This window comes from Agrobacterium sp. 22-214-1, from assembly GCF_053522465.1.
This window is the reverse complement of the sequence record NZ_JBNWCK010000010.1, coordinates 1-20,071: the sequence shown is the minus strand read 5'-3', so window position 1 is coordinate 20,071 and position 20,071 is coordinate 1. Positions and strand designations below refer to the sequence as shown.

Genomic DNA, 20,071 nt, shown 5'->3' with positions numbered 1-20,071 from the left:
TTTACACTCCGTAAGGCCGACGCAGATCGAGCGTCAGCGGAAATTCTGGTGACATGGTTTCCGCCTGTAGCGGATATTGCCCTGCCGTATGCCCCCATGGTTCGAAACGGGCGAGGCGGCGTGCCTCGGCCTCATTGCCGTTGACGGGAAAGGTCTCGTAATTGCGCCCGCCCGGATGAGCAACATGGTAGATGCATCCGCCGATCGATCGCCTCGACCATGTATCATAAATGTCAAAGGTCAAGGGTGAATTGACGGGCAGAACGGGATGCAGGCCGGAAGCGGGCTGCCATGCCTTGAAGCGAACGCCGGCGACCGCGACACTGCGGTTTTCGGTCGGGGTCAGCGGCACGGCGCGGCCGTTGCATGCCACCGCGTAACGGGCGGGATTGGAGGTTTCCAGCCGCACCTGCAGGCGCTCGACGGAGCTGTCGACATAACGCACGGTTCCGCCGATGGCGCCCTGTTCGCCCATCACATGCCAGGGCTCCAGGGCCTGGCGCAATTCCAGCTTCGCACCCTCATATTCCACCTCGCCGAAGAAGGGGAAACGGAATTCCTGCTGGGCGGTGAACCATTCGGGCTTGAGGTCGAAACCGTTTTCCCTGAGATCGGCAAGCACGTCGAGGAAATCTGCCCAGATATAATGCGGCAGCATGAAGCGGTCGGCGAGCGCCGTACCCCAGCGCACGAATTTGCCGGCGGCCGGGTTTTTCCAGAAACGGGCGATGAGGGCGCGCACCAGCAATTGCTGGGCGAGCGACATGCGCGCGTTGGGCGGCATTTCGAAACCGCGGAATTCCACAAGGCCGAGGCGGCCGGTCGGCCCGTCAGGCGAAAACAGCTTGTCGATGCAGATTTCGGCGCGATGGGTATTGCCTGTCACATCCGTCAGAAGATTGCGGAACAGCCGGTCGACCAGCCATGGCAGGGGCGGCACGCCTTCTCCGGGGGCAGGCACCTGCGCAAGCGCGATCTCCAACTCGTAGAGACTGTCGTGGCGGGCCTCGTCGATACGCGGCGCCTGGCTCGTCGGGCCGATGAAGAGGCCTGAGAAGAGATAGGAGAGCGAGGGATGCCGCTGCCAGTGCAGAACGAGGCTTTTGAGAAGATCGGGCCGGCGCAGGAAGGGGCTGTCATTGGGGTTGGCGCCGCCCACGACCACATGGTTGCCGCCGCCGGTGCCGGTGTGGCGGCCGTCGATCATAAACTTGTCGGCGCCGAGACGCGATTGGCGCGCCTCCTCATAAACAGCCGTGGTGATGTCGACGCAATCCTTCCAGCCTGCGGCGGGGTGGATGTTGACCTCGATGACACCGGGATCGGGGGCGACGCGGATGACATTGACGCGTTCGTCATGCGGCGGCGCATAGCCCTCGATATGGACGGGCAAGCCAAGATCGGCGGCTGCCGCTTCCGCTGCTGCAATCAGTTCCAGATAGTCCTCGATGCGCTCGACTGGCGGCATGAAGACGCAGAGCCGGCCGTCGCGCGGTTCTACCGACATGGCGGTGCGCACCGCGCCCCCGATTTCGCCGAGCGTCTGTTCTATGCGCTCCTGCCCCGGGGCCTCGCTGGCATGGAAGGAGGCTTCGGGCATGGCGCGGCCCGATGGCGTCAGGACATCTGGAAGCGGACCGCGGGGGATCGAAGGATCGGCTTCATGAATATAGGGATAGGCGGATGGCGGCACATAGGGCAGGGTGCCGAGCGGCAGGCGGTAACCCACCGGGCTGTCACCCGGAACGAGGAATATTTTTCCGCGCCGCGTCTTCCATTTTTCGCTGATCCAGCGCTTGCCGCCGGCGCGCGCATTCCACGCCTGAACGGGAAGAATATAACCGGTCGGTGTCGTCAGTCCCCGCTCGAAGACGCGGGCCATGCGGTTTCGCTCCTCCGGGTCTTTGAGTTTGGAATTGGACGGGTCGACATTGTCGGGAAGGCTGCCTTCTTTGATGATCCATTCGGCTGGATCCTCATAGGCCGGCAGCACCAGCTCAGGCTCGATGCCGAGATGGGAGGCTATGCCGCCCAGCAGTTTCTGCGCATCTTCCGCCTTGACGCCTGTATTTGCGCCCTCCTCGGCGATCAGCGCCGGGTTCTGCCAGATCGGCAGGCCGTCCTTGCGCCAATAGAGCGAGAAGGTCCAGCGCGGCAGGCTTTCGCCTGGATACCATTTCCCCTGCCCGTAATGCAGAAAGCCGCCCGGTGCGAAACGCTCACGCAGGCGGCGGATCAGGGCATCGGCCTTTTCACGCTTTGTCGGCCCGACCGCGCCGGTGTTCCATTCGTCGGATTCGAAATCGTCGATGGAAACGAAGGTCGGTTCGCCGCCCATGGTCAACCGGACGTCATGGCTGTTCAGAACGTCATCGACCTCTTGGCCGAGCGCATTGAGTTCCTCCCAGCTTTCATCCGAAAAGGGTTTGGTGATGCGCGGCGTTTCGGCAACCCGCCGGACCTGCATGTCGAAGGCGAACTCCGTATTGGCATGGCCGTAATAACCGCCGGAAATCGGCGCCGCATTGCGGTAATGCGGCGTTGCCGCCAGCGGAATATGGCTCTCGCCCGTCAGAAGTCCCGAGGTGGGGTCAAGGCCGATCCAGCCCGCGCCGGGCATATAGACTTCGGCCCAGGCATGCAGATCGGTAAAATCCACTTCGGTGCCGGATGGGCCATCCAGCGCTTTGAGATCGGGGGTGAGCTGAATGAGATATCCCGACACAAAACGGGCGGCGAGGCCAAGATGCCGCAGAACCTGCACCAGCAGCCAGCTCGTATCGCGGCAGGACCCCTTGCCGGAAGCAAGCGTTTCCTCCGGCGTCTGGACGCCCGGTTCCATGCGGATGACGTAACCGATCTCCTGTTGCAGGCGGGCATTGAGGCCAACGACCATATCCACCGTCTGCTGCCCCGGCGTGCGGTCGACGGTGGCCATGAAGGCGGCGAGCAGCGGACCCGTCGGCTCCGGCTTCATGTAGATGGACAGGTCGTCGCGCAATTCCTGCGGATAGTCGAAGGGCCACTTTGTCGCCTCTTCCTCCACAAAGAAATCGAACGGATTGTAAACCGTCATATCGGCGACAAGATCGACCTCGATCTTAAATTCCGTCGCGGGCTCGGGAAAAACGAAGCGGGCGAGGTAATTGCCGTAGGGATCCTGCTGAAGGTTCACGAAGTGATTGGAGGGCGAAACCTTGAGCGAATGGCTGATAACACGGGTTCTGGAGTGCGAGGCGGGCTTTAATCTTATGATCTGTGGTCCAAGGCGAACCGGATTGTCGTATTTATAATGCGTCAGATGATAGATGCTCGCTTTGATCGCCATTAATCTGCCTTGCCCGGTTTTTCCGGCTTATGCGGTTTGTCCGCCCCTCTGAAATTATTCGGATTTTGTGCAATGCAGGAAAAGAAAGCAAGGATCATTTCCGGGGGCAACCGCATTGTTGGTCGAGGCCGCGATATTTGCCCGTGGTAAGAATTGTCCGGGCTTTTCAATCATCGCCTCTGAGATTTCGCCGGGATTGTGGACAAGGTCGAACGGCGTGTTATTGCTTGGCAACGAAAGGCGCAGAATCGCGACCCGCTTTCTTTGCCGACTGACGTTTCGGAATGGAATGAATGGCAACAACGGTGACCGACGATCAGCGCAAAAGCGCGGCTAATCTTTCGGGTTTCGATCTCGATTTCCCGGCGCAGCTGCGTATGATGGGGCGTGCCTTCTGGACCTCGCCAGTGCGCACCCGGCTGATCTTGCTGTCGATAGCGCTGCTCACGGTGATATTGCTTACCGCCTATGGGCAGATCAGGCTCAATGAATGGAACGCGCCGTTTTACAACGCGCTGGAGCGGCGCGATCTTGCCGCCTTCATTCACCAGCTGGAGGTCTTCGCCATCATCGCGGGGCTGTTGCTTCTCCTCAACGTCATCCAGACCTGGCTGAACCAGATGACGGCGCTGAACATGCGCGAGGGCCTTGCCAAGGATATGGTGGATCAATGGCTGAAACCGGGGCGTGCCGCCCGTCTTGCCGGTTTCGGCACGATTGCGATCAACCCCGACCAGCGCCTGCATGACGATGTCCGCAATCTGGCTGAAAGCAGCACGGCGCTTTCCATCGGTCTCGTCAATGCGACGATCCTGCTCGTCAGCTTTATCGGCGTCCTCTGGTCGCTCTCGGCCGGCTTTGCCATCACCATCAGCGGCGATACCTATGCGATCCCCGGCTATATGGTCTGGGCGGCGATCCTTTACGCCGGTTCGGCTTCCCTGCTCAGCAATCTCGTCGGTTATCGGCTTGTCGGGCTGAATGCCGAGCGTTATTCCAAAGAGGCGGAGCTTCGCTTCTCGCTGATGCGGGCGAGCGAAAATCTTGCCGCCATTGCCCTTGCACGTGGCGAAAAGAACGAAAGGCGGCGGATCGGTATCGATATTGATGCGGTGCTCGGCGTCATTCGCGGGCTCGCCATGGCGCTAACGCATCTCACATGGGTTTCGGCAGGATATGGCTGGCTGGCGGTGGTGGCGCCGATCCTGATCGCCGCTCCGGTTTATTTCTCCGGCAACCTCACCTTCGGCGGGCTGATGATGGCCGTCGGTGCGTTCAACCAGGTCAACACGGCGCTGCGCTGGTACATCGACAATTTCGGGCCGATCGCCAGCTGGAAGGCGACATTGCAACGCGTTTCGGTGTTCCGTAACGCGCTTATCCAGATGGACAGCGTCGAACAGCACGGCCTGGCGATCGATCTGCAACGCAGTGCGGAGAATGAAAAAATCCGCCTCCAGTCGGTGGTGATCTGCCGCGATGCGGGTGGGCAGGATCTGGATCGCGGCTTCCAGCTGCGCGAGAGCGAAGTCGAGATCGGGCCGGGCGAACGGCTGATGATCAATGGCGAGCAGGGCGTGAACCGAAGGCTGCTGTTTGCGGCCATGGCGGGCCTGTGGCCCTGGGGGCAGGGCAGGATTGAGATGCCCGAGCAGTCCGACACGCTTTTCATTGCTCAGCACGGCTATCTGCCGGCGGGATCGCTGCGTGAAATCCTCGCCTATCCGCGCGCCCCCCAGCGTTTCGCCGATGCGGATTATGTCTCGGCGCTCACTGCCTGCGGGCTCGGCGAGATGGCATCCCGCCTCGAGGAAAATATTCGCTGGGACAAAAAACTGGATTCGGATGAGCAGGCCAGCATACGGGTGGCCAATGCCCTGCTGCTGAAGCCGAAATTCCTCGTTATCGACGATTTGCTCGAAGGGCTGGAAAAACAGACGCAGGATACGCTGGCGGAAGTTCTGAATGGGATCGAGGGTGCGGCGATCGTCTATATCGGCCGATCGGAAACATTCCTGTCGGTGCTCGCCCCGGCTGTGGCGCATCTCGACCATACCGCGCAGAAGGAGAATATCTCCAGGGCCGGGAGCGCTCCGCAATAGGGCATTGGATATCGGGCTGATCCGAGCGGACTAGAGCCGCAAATGCCATTTGTCCGAATCGAGCCGCTGCTGTTTGGCAAGGCTTATGGTGGTGTCCGGCTCCACCTGCGAACGCAGGGCAAGGGTGCCGGTCGCCAGGCTGATGGCGACGACGCTGGCGACCGCCAGGACGATACGGTCGTAGCGCTGCTGTATTGTGTTGTTTCCACTCCAGTCATAGGCCATTCGCACGCCCTCGCGTTTTTTGGAATCGTGCCTCATCATGGTTAACCGAAGCTTACGATGGCTCTGTGATTCCTTGCTGTTTTGGAAGGGCTGCCGCGACAAATCGGCTATTGGCGGATGGGGTGCGGTTGTTTAAGTCCGGCAGCGGGAGGCTTGTGAAAGGACTTTGAGACATGGACCAGCAACCGCCCGCCGATATGGAACTCACGCTCAGAACGCTAGCGATGCCCGCCGATGCCAACCCGGCCGGCGATATTTTCGGCGGCTGGGTCATGTCGCAGATGGACCTTGCCGCTTTCGTCCGCGCCAATGATGTGGCCGGCGGCCGCACTGTCACCGTCGCAGTCAATGAGATCGTCTTCAAGAAGCCGGTCAAGATCGGCGATACATTGTGTGTCTACACCAAAATCGAAAAGATCGGCCGCACCTCCGTCACGTTGAAGATCGAGGCCTGGACCCGCAGGCACTATCAGGATTCACGCGAAAAGGTGACGGAGGCCGTCTTCATCATGGTCGCGGTGGACGACAACGGCGATCCGCGTCCCGTCCGCAAGGAGGCGTGAGGCGGCATCCTCATTTTCTTTTCAAAGCAATTCCGAAGCGCCTGCGAAAGATTAAAAGCATCGGCGTTTCGGATCTTTCGCAATTCGATATCCGACCGCTCAATACTTTAGAAATATCCAATTTATTTATCAATTTTTGCGATCAAGATATGGAATAGGACGGGGATCAGGCTTTGACCATTCCAGGTGTTGTTATTGTCGGCGGCGCTCACGGCACGCTCGCCCTTGCCCGAAGCCTCGGCGCCCTGAATGTGCCTGTTTATTACCTCACCCACGATTCCCCTTTGCCGGGTTGGTCGCGTTTCGTGCGGAAAACAATCCGCTGGGCCGGCCCGCATGATGCCGGGGCACTGCCGTTCCTGCGTCAAATGGCCGACAAGCATGGTTTGAAGGGCTGTCTGCTGGTGCCGTCCGGCGACGGAGAGGTCCAGCTCGTTGCGCAGCATCGTGAGGAACTGTCCTCGCTCTACAAAATCATCCTGCCGGATTGGACCGCGCTGCAATGGCTCTGCGAAAAACCGCTGCTTTACCAGCGCGCCGCGGAACTTGGCGTCAGTATTCCGCGAACCTATGCGCTGGCATCGGCCGCCGACATCGATACGCTGGACATATTGTTTCCCGTCATTCTCAAGCCGAATATGGGCGGTGGAGATACCACCATCGCCAGGGCGAAAGTCATTCGCGCCGATGACCGATATGCTCTGAAAACGGCTTTTGCCGATGCGAGTGAAGAGATCGGCGCCGGCAATGTCGTCGTACAGGAACTCATTCCGGGCGGGGGAGAAAGCCAGTTCTCCTACGCGGCGCTGTGGCTTAAGGGAGAGCCGGTCGCGGAATTCACCGCTCGGCGCGCCCGGCAATATCCTGTCGATTTCGGCTATACCAGCACCCGCGTCGAGGTCGTCGACAACGGACAAGCGGTGGACGCGGCCCGAAAAATACTGAAATCGGCCGGCCATAGCGGGCTGGTCGAGGCGGAATTCAAGCTCGACGGCCGGGACGGGAAACTGAAGCTTCTCGATGTCAATCCGCGCCCATGGTCATGGTTTGGCCTTTGCTCTGCAGCGGGCATCGACCTCGGCTCCCTGCTATGGCGGGTCGCCAATGGCGAGCCGGTCGGCCAGCCCGGCAATGTGCGGCAGGGCGTTTCCTGGTCCTATCTTGTCCGCGATGCCGTTGCCGCCTTCATATTGGCCCGGAGGGGGCAGGCGAAAATCGGCGACTATTTCGCTTCTCTGGGCAATATCCGCAGCTGGGCCGCCTTTGCGCCGAACGATCCCTTGCCGGGCCTGATCGATCTGCCGCTGACGGTCTCGCGAGTCGTGAGAAAACGCCTTCTTCCCGGCCTGACATCAGGACAATCGGGGAGGATGTTCTTTCAGCCGATAAAACGCCTTGTGAAATATGGGGCTATAAGGACGGGGCTGGAGGTGAGTTCTCTCCCGGCCGTCCGTTCGGCATTTCCGTCTTTCGCCGGTCGTGGCGTAATCTTTACGCTTCATCATGTGCGCCCCGGAGGGGTTGTTTCGGTTTTCGCACCCAATGTGCAATTGTCCGTCACGCCGCAATTTCTGGAAGAGGCGATACAGGCCGCACTCGAATGCGGTCTTGTTCCAGTCCATCTGCACGATCTGCCGGCTCTGCTTGCCGATAATCACGAGGGCCGGTCGTTCTGCGCCTTCACGCTCGATGACGGCTATCGAAACAATGCCGACTATGCCGCGCCGATCTTCCGTAAATATGCCGTTCCCTACACGATTTTCATCACGCCGGGTTTTGTGGAGCGAACACGCAGCCTCTGGTGGGAGACCGCTGCTGCCCTGACGCAGAAAGCCGCGTCGTTCGAATTCGATTTCGGGGCGGGGCCGGAGCAGGTGGCATGCGCCAGCCCTTCGCAGAAAGCGGAGGCATTCACGCGGCTTGAAGATTTCGTCCAGAACTTTTCGGAGGACGAGGCGGTGGAAAGGATCGATCGTGTCGCGAGGCAGCATGGCGTCGATCCCATCGCGATCGTGGACGAACTTGTCATGGATGAAGATGAGCTCAGGGCGCTGGCGCAGGACCCTCTGGTGCATTTCGGTGCGCATACCATGACGCATGTGAATATGCGTAAGGTAGATGCGGCGCGTCTGGCTTATGAGATTGCGGAATCGACGTGCCGGGTGGAAGCCTATGCCGGCCATCGGCCACGGTCCTTTTCCTATCCCTATGGCTGGGTAAAGGCCGTGGGAGAACGTGAAGCGAAAGCGGTTCACGATGCAGGATTTTCCGCAGCCGTGACCACGCAGGCTGGCGTTATCGGTTCCCATAGCCTTGAAAAGCCGACGCAGTTGCCACGTGTATCGCTGAATGGACGCTTTCAGAAAAAGCGCTTCGTCAAGGCGCTCATCTCGGGCCTGCCTTTCCGGTTCATCTAGCGACATTGTTCGTTCGCCATCCCTCGGCCGTCTCGCCATATATGGCTGCGCCCGCGTTTGGCGTTTTCTTTTTGCCGTTTCCGATTTCTTTTCTCGTCCTTTGAGCCTCTTTGCGGTCGATTGGCCAGTCCGAAAGGCTGCGCCATAATTTTTGTTATTCACATCCATTTATCTATTGATTATAAATAAATTTATCGACGTAAAACATTACAACTTTTATGAAGGCCTCGTCTGTGCTGCTGATTTTTGCCGATGATCTGACCGGAGCGCTCGACGCCGCCGCTCCCTTTGCCGGGCGTGGGCTGGCGACCGAGGTTGCGATAGGGCTTGACGGTGTGCGTGCGGCGCTGGCGGATGCGCCTGCCGTCCTCAGCGTCAATCTTGGCTGCCGCGATGGCGAAGCGGATGAAGCCCGGCGTCGCACGCAGGAACTGCTGAGGCTGGTTCCGGCCGATGCTGTCCTTTTCAAGAAGATCGATTCCCGCCTGAAAGGGCATATTGCGGCGGAAATGGATGCGATTTCCTATCGGCACGCGCTTGTCGCGCCTGCCATTCCGGATTTCGGACGCGTCGTTACTGGCGGAGCCGTTTCCGGCTTTGGCGTCGAAGCTGCCATTCCGGTTCATGAAAGGCTGGGCGGACATGCCGGCCGCTGCACGATACCCGACACGCGATCACAGGGCGATATCAGGGAAGCTCTTGCCGCCGCGCAGGCGGAAGGGGCCGATCTTCTGGTTGGCGCGCGTGGGCTTGCCGAGGCGCTGGCTGAAGCGATGACGGCGCAGGCTGTTCCAGAGGCCGCGATCATTCCACCCGGCAGGGGGCTTTTTGTCATCGGGTCTCGCGATCCGATCACGGTGGAGCAGATTGACGTTCTCAAAAGCGTTGGGCCTGTCTCGATCGTAGAGGCGCCGAATGGCGTCATGCCCCGCCACACCGATGACGGTGCCGGTCTGACGTTGGTTCAAGCGACGCAGGGTAAGGAAAATCTGTCGCCGCTTGCGGTTTCAGACCGGTTGGCGGAGGGCGTCGTGCCGCATCTTACCACCAGGGCGGCAAGGCTGCTGTTATCGGGCGGAGCCACGGCAGAGGCAGTGCTTCGGGCCATGGGCGTTTCGCGTTTGCGTCTCGCCGGCGAATGCCTGCCGGGTCTCGGGGTCGGCTGGTCGGGAGATCAATGCATCATTGCGAAGTCCGGCGGTTTTGGGCAAGCTGACACGTTGAAACGGATCGCGAAAATGATGCTTGGCGACAATGACGCTGGAGAGAGCTGACCAGATGGGGCTGATGAAAGAAACGGCGCGCAAGGCACTTCCGGACATTATTTTCGAGAGAATGCACCGGGCGATCAAATCCGGCGCCTACAAGCCGGATGAGCGGCTGCCGACCGAGCATGAACTCGCCATGGAATTCGAAGTGTCGCGACCTGTCGTGCGCGAGGCGTTGCGGCGGCTGCGCGAGCAGGGGTTCATTTATTCCCGCAGAGGCTCCGGCAGCTATGTCAGGGCTTTTGGCCTGCGCGAGCCGCTCGGCTTCGGACAACTCGAAAACGTTGCTGATCTTCTCAACTGTTACGAATTCAGGCTGACGCTGGAGCCGGCTGCGGCGGCTGCGGCGGCCTTGCGGCACGATGGCGAGAGGCTTGCGGCGATCCGGAAGGCGCTCGAACTGATGCGGGATGCGACCAATCGCCAGTCCCACCGCGAGGATGCCGATTATCAGTTCCACCTCGCCATCGCGCGGGCGGCGCGAAACAGCTATTTCTCCACCGCGATGGAAGCGCTCAAGGACCATATTGCAATGGGAATGAAGTTCCACGGCATGTCGGTGAAGCGGGAGGCATCCGGCCTGACGCGTGTTTTCGCCGAGCATGAGGCAATCGCAAAGGCGATTGCCGATGGGGACGCAGAGGCGGCGCGCCAGTTGATGCTCCAGCATCTGACCGGATCGCGCGACCGCCTGTTCGAATCTTCGCACACGGATTAAGCGGATTACCGAAGACCGATGCGCGCGTCCGCGCACCGGATTTTTGCTCAGAAGGCGTGGCGGTAAATGCCGAGCACGTCCTCGACGCTCATTTCGACGGGGTTATTGTCCATCAGCCGACGGATGGCATGCGCATCCTCAGCGTAGCGGGGAAGGTCGGCCTCAGTCGCGCCGTGCCGTGCGAGTGACATTTCGATGCCGAGTTCGGCACAGAAATCCGTCGCCGCCTTGCGCAGATCGTCAGGCGCAAGGTGTTCGCGAAGCCCGAGCGCTCCCGCCACTTCCGCCGTCTTCGACGAAACCGCAGGCTGGTTGAAGGCCAGAACATGCGGAAACACGATGGCGTTCGCCAGCCCGTGCGGCAGGTTGAGAAGCGTGCCGAGCGGATAGGCGATGGCATGGCCGGCCGCCGTATTGACCGGGCCGAGGCAGATGCCGCCATAATAGGAGGCGAGCATCATGCCTTCCCGCGCTTCAGTATCCGCACCGTCGCGGACGGCGCGCGCCAGATATTTGCCGACCAGTGCAAAGCCCATGCGCGCGAAACCGTCGATCATCGGATGGGCCTTGCGGTTGGTGAAGGCTTCGACGCAATGAGCCATGGCATCCACCCCGGTTGCCGCCGTAACGGCTGATGGGACGGAATAGGTGAGTTCCGGATCGAGCACGGCGAAATCCGCGATCAGATGAGGGCTTTCGACCGCGATCTTGCTGCCTTTCATCGGGTCTGTGATGAGCGAGCGGATGCCGGCTTCCGAGCCGGTGCCGGCGGTGGTGGCGATCTGCACCAGCCGTGTGTCGCGCCCGGCAACCTTGTTCGGCCCGGCCACGTCTTCAAGCGACTGGCTGGAATTCCAGAGGGCAGCGACCAGCTTCGCCACATCCATTACCGAACCGCCACCGAGGCCGATGACGAGATCGGGTTGAGCAGCGCGCGCCGCGGCAAGGGCGGCATCGAGCGTTGCTGTGTCGGGCTCGCCGGGAATGGCGTCGAAGATCGTGAAAGGGCCCTGCAATTGCAGCCGGTCAGCGAATTTTGCCGTGAGCGGCGTTGCGATCACCAGGGTGGAGGCGGTTTTCCCGGCCCATGCGCCGACCTGTGAAATGGTGCCCGCACCAACCCCAAGCCTGCGTGGCTGGTGGATGAGAATGGAAGCTGTGGACATGGTGCTCATCCTTTCGTGCCCTTGCCTGCCACGAGCCTGCGCGCATAGGCGATCGCCTCTTTCATGTTGCCGTGATTGGCGATGCCTTTGCCGGCGATATCGAAAGCCGTGCCGTGATCGACGGAGGTGCGGTCTATCGGCAGATCGACGGAGACATTGACGGCGGTGTCGAAAGCGACAAGCTTGATCGGGATATGGCCCTGATCGTGATATTGCGCGACGACGAGATCGAAAGCGCCGGAATAAGCCCGGTGGAACACGGTGTCGGCGGAAATAGGCCCCTGCACCTCGATGCCTTCGGCGCGTGCGGCGGCGACCGCCGGTGCGATCTGGTCGTCATCCTCGGTACCGAACAGGCCGTTTTCACCGCAATGGGGGTTGATGCCGGCAACCGCGATGCGCGGCCGCTCGTAGCCGATGCGCTTCAGATGCGCGTTGCCGGCGCGGATGGTTGCCAGCACCCGCTCCGTCGTCGCCCGGCGAATGGCCTCCTGCAGGGAGACATGGGTGGAAACGTGAATGACTTTCAGCCGTTCCGAGGCGAGGAGCATATAGGCCGCCGAGGAGCCGGTGAGGCTTCGCAACATGCCGGTGTGCCCGTCATAATGGTGACCGGCGAGATTCAGGGCTTCCTTGTTGATCGGCGCGGTGACGATGCAGCCGATTGCACCCGCTTCGGCATCACGAACGGCCTTTTCGATAAAGCGGAAAGCGGCGTCTCCGGCCACTGGCGACAATGTACCCCAGGGCAGCGGCGCGCCCTCCACGGGCAGGTCGACCGTGTGCTGAGAAAGATCGATATCAACGCCGAGTGCATCCCGCGCCGCTTCCAGCGTGGCGAGGTTGCCGTAAATCCGCGTCGCCGCGCGATCCGGGGCGGACATTTCTGCGAGCGCCCGCACCGTGATCTCGGGGCCGACGCCGCAGGGGTCGCCCATGGTGATGCCAATGACGTTGCTCATCTTTGTCTCCCGTCGTTCTCGTTAGCCCAGCCGGGCGCCAGCCGGACATATTTGATTGCGCGGCGATGATAGGTGTAGCTTGCATGCAGCGTACCGTCCGGCGCTTCCAGAAGCCACGGATAGGACATTTCCAGATTGCGCCCATCGGTCGAATCGTTCGAAAGGCAGGTGCCCGGTCCGTCTTCGATCAGGATTCGGGTGGTAAAACTGCGCCCGTCATCATCGGACAGGCAGATCGAAACCGGCGCGCGCGGCACGCCCCACACCGGCACACAGCCGCCGCTCGGATCGGCATCAGGCCTGTCGTCTTCCTCTCCCAGCTCGTCATAAAGCGAGGCGCGGCGGTCGCTTGACTGCGCGGCGTTGACGGGGTTGCAGATCATGGCCAGCCTGCCATCGTTGAGCCTGATGACCGCAATGGAGGAATTATTGTTGGGCACATCGGTCTGCTGCGGCTTTGACCATGAGCGGCCGCCATCGGCGCTTTCCGTGCGATAGACGAAATCGGCCTGACGGCGGCGGAAGAAGGCGGCGTAGTCCCCACTCGTTACAGCGACCGGGCTCATATGCACGCAGCCAGTCGATTCCTCCAACTCCTGCAATTGCCAAGTTGCACCATCGTCCGTGGATATGCCGAGCGCTGCCGTATCGTGGCTGCCGTTCCATTTCTGGCCGGGGCGCTGGATGCAGCGGAAGATCGGCAGCAGCCAGGCGCCGTCATCGCGGACGCGCAGCGGCGCGCGGATGAAACAGCCCTGCGGGAGATCGAGAAAACGTCCTTCGTCGGAAATAAGCTTCTCCGGTGCAGTCGCGTCGCGGTGGATTCGCGCCATGCGAATGCGGCATTCATCCTGATTGCCGGAGGGCTGGGCTGTGTGAAACAGCCAGAGAACGCCATCCGGCGCGGTGAAGAGGACCGGGTTCTGTTCGGAATGGGCGAGGTCGTGACTCAGGCGCTGCGGCGGTCCCCAGCGGGTTGCACCCGCTGTCAGCACGGATGCGAAAATCGAAATATCCGATTTTCCTTCCAGCGTGCCGCCGAACCAGGCGCAGAGCAGGGTGCCGTCATCCAGAAGGTGCAGGAAGCTCGCATGGTTCTGGATCATGGGCGACGGCAGGAACGCTTCCTGCCGGTCTTCCGACACGGCATGGATGGCTCCGGTCATGGCGTGAGCGATGTCATCAGGGGTCATCGTGGTCTCCTCTTGTTCCGATGAAAATGACATATTCAAAAAGTTGTCAAGTTTATTTGATGAAAAAAGAGGATCTTCTATTTTTGATTTTTTGAATTAAACTATTGTTTTTAAATAATAAAATTAATGAATTTAGCTTGAATAAAAATTGCCTTCGAAAAATAAATTGACAAAAAATGCGATAACGTCGATGCTCTGCTTACGGGTGGAGGAGACAATCATCCGCATGTCATGCTCCTCAATGCAGGAGACGGGGATTTTTCAGATGCCCCTTGCGGCGCGCCGCCATGTTGCTGAATTTCTGAATCTGGGAGGAGAACGGAATGAAGAAGTCATTGATTGCGGGCGCCCTGGTCTTGGGTTCCCTCAGCGCCGCGGTTTCGCCGGCGCTTGCGGCATCGGGGCCGATCAAGATCGTGCTGGCGGAAGAGGCGGATCTGCTTGAGCCCTGCATGGCCACCCGCTCCAATATCGGCCGCATCATCATGGAAAATGTCAGCGAGACGCTGACCGAGCTCGATGTGCGCGGCAAGAAGGGCGTTCAGCCGCGCCTTGCCGAGAAGTGGGAACAGAATGCCGATGGAAGCTGGCGTTTCCACCTGCGTGAAGGCGTGAAGTTTTCCGACGGCACGGCATTCGATGCCAAGGACGTCAAGCACAGCTTCGAACGCATCATGAGCGACAAGAACGCCTGCGAGTCCCGTCGTTATTTCGGCGGCATGACGGTGACCCCGTCTATCGTCGATGATCACACGATCGACTTCAAGACCGAACCGGCGCAGCCCATTCTGCCGCTCTTGATGTCGCTCGTCACGATCGTTCCCGAAGAAACCAAGATGGAATTCATCCGCGAGCCTGTAGGCACCGGGCCTTACAAGCTGACCAACTGGACACCGGGCCAGCAGATTGTCCTCACCGCACGCGATGACTATTGGGGCGCCAAGCCGCAGGTGACGGAAGCGACCTATCTTTTCCGCGCCGACCCTTCGGTTCGCGCCGCCATGGTGCAGACCGGCGAAGCCGATCTTTCGCCTTCCATTTCGCAGCTCGACGCTACCAATACGAAGACCGACTTTTCCTATCTCGACAGCGAGACGGTCTATATGCGTCTCGATCACAATATTGCGCCGCTGAACGATGTGCGGGTGCGCCGCGCGCTCAACCTTGCCATCGACCGGCAGGCCTTCCTCGGCACGCTGGTTCCGGAAGGCGCCGTGCTGGCCACCGCACTCGTTCCGCCGACCACGCTTGGCTGGAACCCCGACGTCAAGGTCTTCCCCTATGACCCCGAGGGCGCAAAGAAGCTGCTCGAGGAAGCCAAGGCTGCCGGTGTGAAGGTGGATACGCCGATCACCATCATCGCGCGTACCGCTAACTTCCCCAACGTCACCGAGATCATGGAGGCGATCCAGCAGCAATTGCAGGATGTCGGCTTCAAGATCGACCTGAAATTCGTGGAAGTGGCCGAGCACGAAAGCTATTACTCCAAGCCCTTCAAGGAAGGCCGTGGACCGCAGATCGTTGCCGCCATGCACGACAATTCCAAGGGCGACCCGTCCTTCACCATGTTCTTCAAATACGCGACCAAGGGCACGCAGTCCGGCTTCTCGGATAAGAAGGTGGACGATCTGATCGAACGTGCATCCGCAGCCGTGGGTGACGAACGCGCCAAGCTCTGGTCGGAACTCATCGCTTATCTGCACGATGATGTGGTGGCGGATGTGCTGCTGTTCCACATGGTCGGCTTCTCCCGCGTCTCGGAACGGCTGGACTTCAAGCCCACCATCGCCAGCAACTCGATGCTGCAGCTTTCGGAAATCGGCATCAAATAAGACCCCGCGTCTTGTCAACTAAGAAGCGGCGGCGCGGCGAAAGCTTCGCCGCCGCATTGAAAAACCGGAGGCAACCATGCTGAGCTTCATCCGAAAACGTTCCGTTGCAAGCCTGATCTCCCTGATCGGCCTCATCGTCATGGTTTTCTTCCTGTCGCGCCTGACAGGGGACCCGGCCGCGCTGTTTCTGCCGGTCGAGGCTTCGGAAGAGTTGAAGCAGCAGTTTCGGGCGCTGCACGGGTTGAACGATCCGCTGATGGTGCAGTTCCTGCGTTATGCGGGCGATGTGATGACGGGTGATCTTGGAGAATCGCTCAGGAAAGCCCGCCCGGCGCTGGATGTGGTGCTGGAGGCTTTCGTCTGGACGCTGTGGCTTGCAGTCATCACCATGTCGCTCGTCACCACCGCCGCCATCGTCGTCGGTTCGCTTGCGGCTTTCCGCTCCGGCGGCTTTTTCGATCGCATGGCCTCGAGCATCTCGCTCATTGGTGCATCCGTTCCGGATTTCTGGCTGGCGATTGTCGCTATCGTCGTCTTCTCCGTCAATCTCGCCTGGCTTCCCACGTCGGGCACCGGTTCCGTGCTGCACTGGATATTGCCGATCGCGGTCCTGTTCGTGCGCCCCTTCGGCATTATCGTGCAGGTGGTGCGCGGCTCGATGATCGGCGCTTTGTCCTCGGCCTACGTCAAAACGGCGCGCGCCAAGGGCGTGAAGTCGGGTCCGATCATCTTCATTCACGCCTTGCGCAACGCCATGCTGCCGGTCATCACCGTCATTGGCGACCAGGCGGCAAGCCTTCTCAATGGCGCCGTCATCGTCGAAACGATCTTCGGTTTTCCCGGCGTCGGCAAGCTGATGATCGATTCCATTCTGCAGCGCGATTTCAACGTCGTGCTGGCCGCCATTCTCGTGACTGCGCTGGCAATCTTCCTGATGAATCTTCTGATCGATATCGCCTATGCGCTCCTCGATCCGCGTATCCGGCACTGAGGAGGCCGTTCAGCCATGAGCCTTTCCAGCGCCGACACCGAGATCATTGCCGAGCCGTCCTTCGCAACGCGCATGCTGCGCATGTTGTGGGCGGATAAATTCGCGCTCTGCGCCGCGATCTTTCTCATGATCGTCGTTATCCTCGCTTTTGTCGGCCCTGCCTGGCTTGGTGATCTGGCGACGAAACAGAACCTGCGCGGGCGCAATCTCGCCCCGTTCGACTGGCAGCGCGAGTGGTATTTCTGGCTGGGGGCGGATGCGCTCGGCCGTTCGCTTCTCGCGCGCATTGTCGCCGCCACGCAAAACACGATGATGATCGCCGCCGGTGCGGTGCTTCTTTCCGCCATCACCGGCACCGTGCTCGGGCTGATCGCCGGTTTTTCCTCCAACCGTGTCGGCCAGATCATCATGCGGCTCGCGGATATTATCATGTCGTTCCCGTCGCTCTTGATCGCGGTCATCGTGCTTTATCTGCTCGGTTCCTCCATCCTCAACCTGATGCTGGTTCTCGCCATCACCCGCATTCCCGTTTACATCCGCACCACGAGGGCGGAGGTGCTGGAGGTGCGCGAACGCATGTTCGTGCAGGCTGCAAGGGTCATGGGCGCATCGGGCAAGCGCATCCTGTTCCGCCACATCCTGCCCGTGGTGCTGCCGACGCTGACGACGCTCGCCACGCTCGATTTCGCCTATGTAATGCTGGCGGAAAGCGCGCTGTCTTTCCTCGGCATCGGCATTCAGCCGCCAGAAATCACCTGGGGCCTGATGATTTCGCAGGGGCGGCAATATCTCACCAATGCCTGGTGGCTGTCCTTCTGGCCGGGACTTGCCATCATTCTCACCACCCTGTCGCTCAACCTGCTTTCCAACTGGCTGCGCATCGCGCTTGATCCCGTGCAGCGCTGGCGGCTGGAAATGAAAGGCCGCAAGCATGGCTGACCATCTTCTCGACGTGCGCAACCTTTCCGTGGAGTTCCACACCGCAAGCGGTGTCGTCCATGCGGTGAAGGATATCTCCTACCATATCGACCGTGGCGAAACGCTGGCCATCCTCGGCGAAAGCGGTTCGGGCAAGTCGGTATCGTCCTCGGCCATCATGAACCTCATCGACATGCCGCCCGGGCATATCAGCAGCGGCCAGATATTGCTCGACGGCCAGGACCTTCTGACCATGCCGGCCGAGGCGCGCCGCGAGATCAATGGCCGGCGCATCGCTATGATATTTCAGGACCCGCTAAGCCACCTCAATCCGGTTTATACCGTCGGCTGGCAGATCCGTGAGGCGATGACCACCCACGGCATGGACAAGGCAAAGGCCGAAGCGGAGGCGAGGCGGCTTGTCGCCCGCGTCGGCATTCCCGACCCGGACGGGGCCTTGAAAAAACATCCGCATGAATTTTCCGGCGGCCAGCGCCAGCGCGTCATGATCGCCATGGCGTTGGCTCTTCGGCCCGATCTCCTGATTGCCGATGAGCCGACCACCGCGCTTGACGTGACGGTGCAGGCCGAGGTGCTTTCGCTGCTTAAGGAATTGCAGCGGGAAACCGGCATGGCCGTGCTCATCATCACTCACGATCTCGGTGTTGTCGCCGAAATCGCCGATCGCGTGGTGGTGATGGAAAAGGGTGTTCTGGTCGAGGCCGGCACGGTGCGCGAGGTCTATCGCAATCCGCAGCACCCCTATACCCGCAAGCTCATCAGCGCAGCACCCGGCAGGGGCGACATGCACGAGCCGCAGGCGGCGGGCGAAGCGCTGCTCAGCGTACGTGATGTGCGCAAGCGTTACGGCGCCTTCGAGGCGCTGAAGGGCGTTTCCTTCGACCTCATGGAAGGCGAAACCATTGCGGTCGTCGGCGAAAGCGGTTCCGGCAAATCGACGCTGGCGCGTATTCTACTTCGCCTCGACGAGCCGGATGCGGGCAGCGCCTTGTGGAAGGGCCGCGACCTCTTCAAGCTTCCGCCTGCCGAACTCTTTGCGCTGCGGCGCGATTTGCAGATGGTGTTTCAGGATCCTACCCAGTCGCTCAATCCGCGCATGACGGTGTTTCAGCTGATTTCCGAGGCCTGGGTCATCCATCCGGAGATATTGCCCAAGGTAAGATGGCGTGAGCGGGTTGCGGAATTGCTGCATCAGGTGGGTCTCTCGCCGGAACATATGCGCCGTTATCCGCACCAGTTCTCCGGCGGCCAGCGGCAGCGGATTGCGATTGCCCGCGCATTGGCGCTGGAACCGAAGCTCATCATCTGCGACGAGGCGGTCTCGGCGCTCGACGTTTCGGTTCAGGCGCAGGTTATCGCGCTGCTGGACAAGCTGCGCCGCGAAATGGGCCTTTCCTTCATCTTCATCGCGCATGATTTGCCGGTGGTTCGGGATTTTGCCGATCACGTCATGGTCATGCAGCGGGGAGAGGTGGTGGAGTTCGGCACCGTCCGACAGGTGTTCGAAGCGCCGCGCGAGGCCTATACCCGTGCCCTTCTATCTGCGAGCCTCGATCCCGACCCCGATATGCAATCTCAGCGCCATCCGGCCGTTGCCGGCGACGCCATCGCAAATTCAAGCGGAGTTCTTTCATGAGTAAACAAGCTTTCGTCGCGCTCGTCACCTGTTTCAACGAGGACGAAACCATCAATTACGAAGCGACCCGCGCACAGGTGCGCCGCCAGGTGGCGGCCGGCAACAACATCATGTGCGCTGGCACCAATGGCGATTTCACCGCGCTGACGCATGAGGAAAAAATCCGGCTGACCGAAGAGGTGGTGGACGAAGTTGCCGGTCGTGCCAAAGTCATCGTGAATGCCGGCATGCCCGCCACTTTCGAAACCCTGCAATTGGCCAAAGCCTTCGACCGCATCGGCGTCGACGGTATTGCCGTCATCACCCCCTTCTTCATCGCCTGCACGCAGGATGGCCTGATCCGCCATTTCTCGACGGTGGCTGACGCTGTTGAAACGCCGGTCTATCTCTATGACATTCCCGCCCGCACCCAGAACCACATAGAGCCGGAAACCGCCCGCAAACTCGCCACCCATGGCAATATCGCCGGCATCAAGGATTCCGGCGGTGCTCAGCAGACACTCGAAGCCTATCTTCAGGTGGCAAAGGAGATGCCCGGCTTCGAGGTTTATTCCGGCCCGGATCACCTCGTTCTCTGGTCGTTGCAGAACGGGGCGGCAGGCTGCATTTCCGGCCTCGGCAACGCGCTGCCGGATGTACTTGCCGGCATTCTCAATGCTTTCAACGCCGGCGACATCACCGAGGCCGAACGTCAGCAGGCAATCTACGCCGACTTCCGCACCGATCTCTAC

15 protein-coding genes are annotated in these 20,071 nt (G+C 60.5%); 10 read left to right on the top strand and 5 right to left on the bottom strand.

Annotation, left to right across the window (positions count from 1 at the left end; all coding sequences use genetic code 11):
- Position 1: 1 nt before the first annotated feature.
- Positions 2–3,328, bottom strand: coding sequence for a transglutaminase family protein (locus tag ACQZ5G_RS23695; protein ID WP_448737817.1), 3,327 nt, complete (start codon positions 3,326–3,328; stop codon positions 2–4).
- Positions 3,329–3,621: 293 nt separating this feature from the next.
- Here ACQZ5G_RS23695 and ACQZ5G_RS23690 point away from each other — a divergent pair, with 293 nt between their 5' ends.
- On the top strand, positions 3,622–5,430 hold the full coding sequence (locus ACQZ5G_RS23690) for an ABC transporter ATP-binding protein/permease (RefSeq protein WP_003519635.1): 1,809 nt from the start codon (positions 3,622–3,624) through the stop codon (positions 5,428–5,430).
- 30 nt (positions 5,431–5,460) lie between these two features.
- Here the strand turns inward: ACQZ5G_RS23690 and ACQZ5G_RS23685 are convergent, their stop codons facing one another.
- A complete protein-coding gene (locus tag ACQZ5G_RS23685; protein ID WP_078052121.1) occupies positions 5,461–5,694 on the bottom strand; it encodes a hypothetical protein in 234 nt (77 codons plus the stop codon).
- A gap of 134 nt (positions 5,695–5,828) precedes the next feature.
- Between ACQZ5G_RS23685 and ACQZ5G_RS23680 the strand changes: the two genes are divergently transcribed.
- The 4 genes from ACQZ5G_RS23680 to ACQZ5G_RS23665 all read left to right on the top strand — a co-directional run bounded on the left by ACQZ5G_RS23680 (position 5,829) and on the right by ACQZ5G_RS23665 (position 10,621).
- Complete coding sequence (locus tag ACQZ5G_RS23680) at positions 5,829–6,218, top strand: acyl-CoA thioesterase (protein WP_035260778.1); 390 nt, start codon at positions 5,829–5,831, stop codon at positions 6,216–6,218.
- 173 nt (positions 6,219–6,391) lie between these two features.
- Entirely contained in the window at positions 6,392–8,635 is a 2,244-nt protein-coding gene (locus ACQZ5G_RS23675) for a polysaccharide deacetylase family protein (RefSeq protein WP_448737816.1), read from the top strand.
- A gap of 233 nt (positions 8,636–8,868) precedes the next feature.
- Entirely contained in the window at positions 8,869–9,909 is a 1,041-nt protein-coding gene (locus ACQZ5G_RS23670; protein ID WP_448737815.1) for a four-carbon acid sugar kinase family protein, read from the top strand.
- Between the two features lie 4 nt (positions 9,910–9,913).
- Positions 9,914–10,621, top strand: coding sequence for a FadR/GntR family transcriptional regulator (locus tag ACQZ5G_RS23665; protein ID WP_003519630.1), 708 nt, complete (start codon positions 9,914–9,916; stop codon positions 10,619–10,621).
- 47 nt (positions 10,622–10,668) lie between these two features.
- Here ACQZ5G_RS23665 and ACQZ5G_RS23660 read toward each other — a convergent pair whose 3' ends face one another.
- Genes ACQZ5G_RS23660 through ACQZ5G_RS23650 form a run of 3 tightly spaced genes read right to left on the bottom strand, consistent with a single transcriptional unit; the run spans position 10,669 to position 13,942 of the window.
- Entirely contained in the window at positions 10,669–11,796 is a 1,128-nt protein-coding gene (locus ACQZ5G_RS23660; RefSeq protein WP_448737814.1) for an iron-containing alcohol dehydrogenase, read from the bottom strand.
- Entirely contained in the window at positions 11,793–12,749 is a 957-nt protein-coding gene (gene pdxA / locus ACQZ5G_RS23655) for a 4-hydroxythreonine-4-phosphate dehydrogenase PdxA (RefSeq protein WP_448737813.1), read from the bottom strand. Before pdxA ends, ACQZ5G_RS23660 begins: the two co-directional genes overlap by 4 nt.
- Entirely contained in the window at positions 12,746–13,942 is a 1,197-nt protein-coding gene (locus ACQZ5G_RS23650) for a sialidase family protein (protein WP_448737812.1), read from the bottom strand. The genes pdxA and ACQZ5G_RS23650 overlap by 4 nt, the downstream gene beginning before the upstream one ends.
- 323 nt (positions 13,943–14,265) lie before the next feature.
- Between ACQZ5G_RS23650 and ACQZ5G_RS23645 the strand changes: the two genes are divergently transcribed.
- From ACQZ5G_RS23645 to ACQZ5G_RS23625, 5 genes are all read left to right on the top strand, one after another.
- Positions 14,266–15,774, top strand: a complete 1,509-nt coding sequence (locus ACQZ5G_RS23645; protein ID WP_448737811.1) for an ABC transporter substrate-binding protein — start codon at positions 14,266–14,268, stop codon at positions 15,772–15,774.
- Between the two features lie 76 nt (positions 15,775–15,850).
- The gene (locus ACQZ5G_RS23640; protein WP_003506052.1) at positions 15,851–16,765 is read left to right on the top strand and encodes an ABC transporter permease; all 915 of its coding nucleotides are present in this window, start codon (positions 15,851–15,853) and stop codon (positions 16,763–16,765) included.
- A 15-nt stretch (positions 16,766–16,780) separates the two neighbouring features.
- Entirely contained in the window at positions 16,781–17,704 is a 924-nt protein-coding gene (locus tag ACQZ5G_RS23635; RefSeq protein WP_448737810.1) for an ABC transporter permease, read from the top strand.
- On the top strand, positions 17,697–19,340 hold the full coding sequence (locus ACQZ5G_RS23630) for an ABC transporter ATP-binding protein (RefSeq protein WP_448737809.1): 1,644 nt from the start codon (positions 17,697–17,699) through the stop codon (positions 19,338–19,340). The genes ACQZ5G_RS23635 and ACQZ5G_RS23630 overlap by 8 nt, the downstream gene beginning before the upstream one ends.
- A partial coding sequence (locus tag ACQZ5G_RS23625) for a dihydrodipicolinate synthase family protein (protein WP_448742684.1) occupies positions 19,337–20,071 on the top strand: 735 nt, incomplete at its 3' end. The genes ACQZ5G_RS23630 and ACQZ5G_RS23625, both read left to right, overlap by 4 nt.

Bases quoted from the DNA above. Each gene is read 5' to 3' on its own strand.
- ACQZ5G_RS23695 (WP_448737817.1), bottom strand. From the start codon at position 3,328: ATGGCGATCAAAGCGAGCATCTATCATCTGACGCATTATAAATACGAC.
- ACQZ5G_RS23690 (WP_003519635.1), top strand. From the start codon at position 3,622: ATGGCAACAACGGTGACCGACGATCAGCGCAAAAGCGCGGCTAATCTT.
- ACQZ5G_RS23685 (WP_078052121.1), bottom strand. From the start codon at position 5,694: ATGATGAGGCACGATTCCAAAAAACGCGAGGGCGTGCGAATGGCCTAT.
- ACQZ5G_RS23680 (WP_035260778.1), top strand. From the start codon at position 5,829: ATGGACCAGCAACCGCCCGCCGATATGGAACTCACGCTCAGAACGCTA.
- ACQZ5G_RS23665 (WP_003519630.1), top strand. From the start codon at position 9,914: ATGGGGCTGATGAAAGAAACGGCGCGCAAGGCACTTCCGGACATTATT.
- ACQZ5G_RS23660 (WP_448737814.1), bottom strand. From the start codon at position 11,796: ATGAGCACCATGTCCACAGCTTCCATTCTCATCCACCAGCCACGCAGG.
- pdxA (WP_448737813.1), bottom strand. From the start codon at position 12,749: ATGAGCAACGTCATTGGCATCACCATGGGCGACCCCTGCGGCGTCGGC.
- ACQZ5G_RS23650 (WP_448737812.1), bottom strand. From the start codon at position 13,942: ATGACCCCTGATGACATCGCTCACGCCATGACCGGAGCCATCCATGCC.
- ACQZ5G_RS23645 (WP_448737811.1), top strand. From the start codon at position 14,266: ATGAAGAAGTCATTGATTGCGGGCGCCCTGGTCTTGGGTTCCCTCAGC.
- ACQZ5G_RS23640 (WP_003506052.1), top strand. From the start codon at position 15,851: ATGCTGAGCTTCATCCGAAAACGTTCCGTTGCAAGCCTGATCTCCCTG.
- ACQZ5G_RS23635 (WP_448737810.1), top strand. From the start codon at position 16,781: ATGAGCCTTTCCAGCGCCGACACCGAGATCATTGCCGAGCCGTCCTTC.
- ACQZ5G_RS23630 (WP_448737809.1), top strand. From the start codon at position 17,697: ATGGCTGACCATCTTCTCGACGTGCGCAACCTTTCCGTGGAGTTCCAC.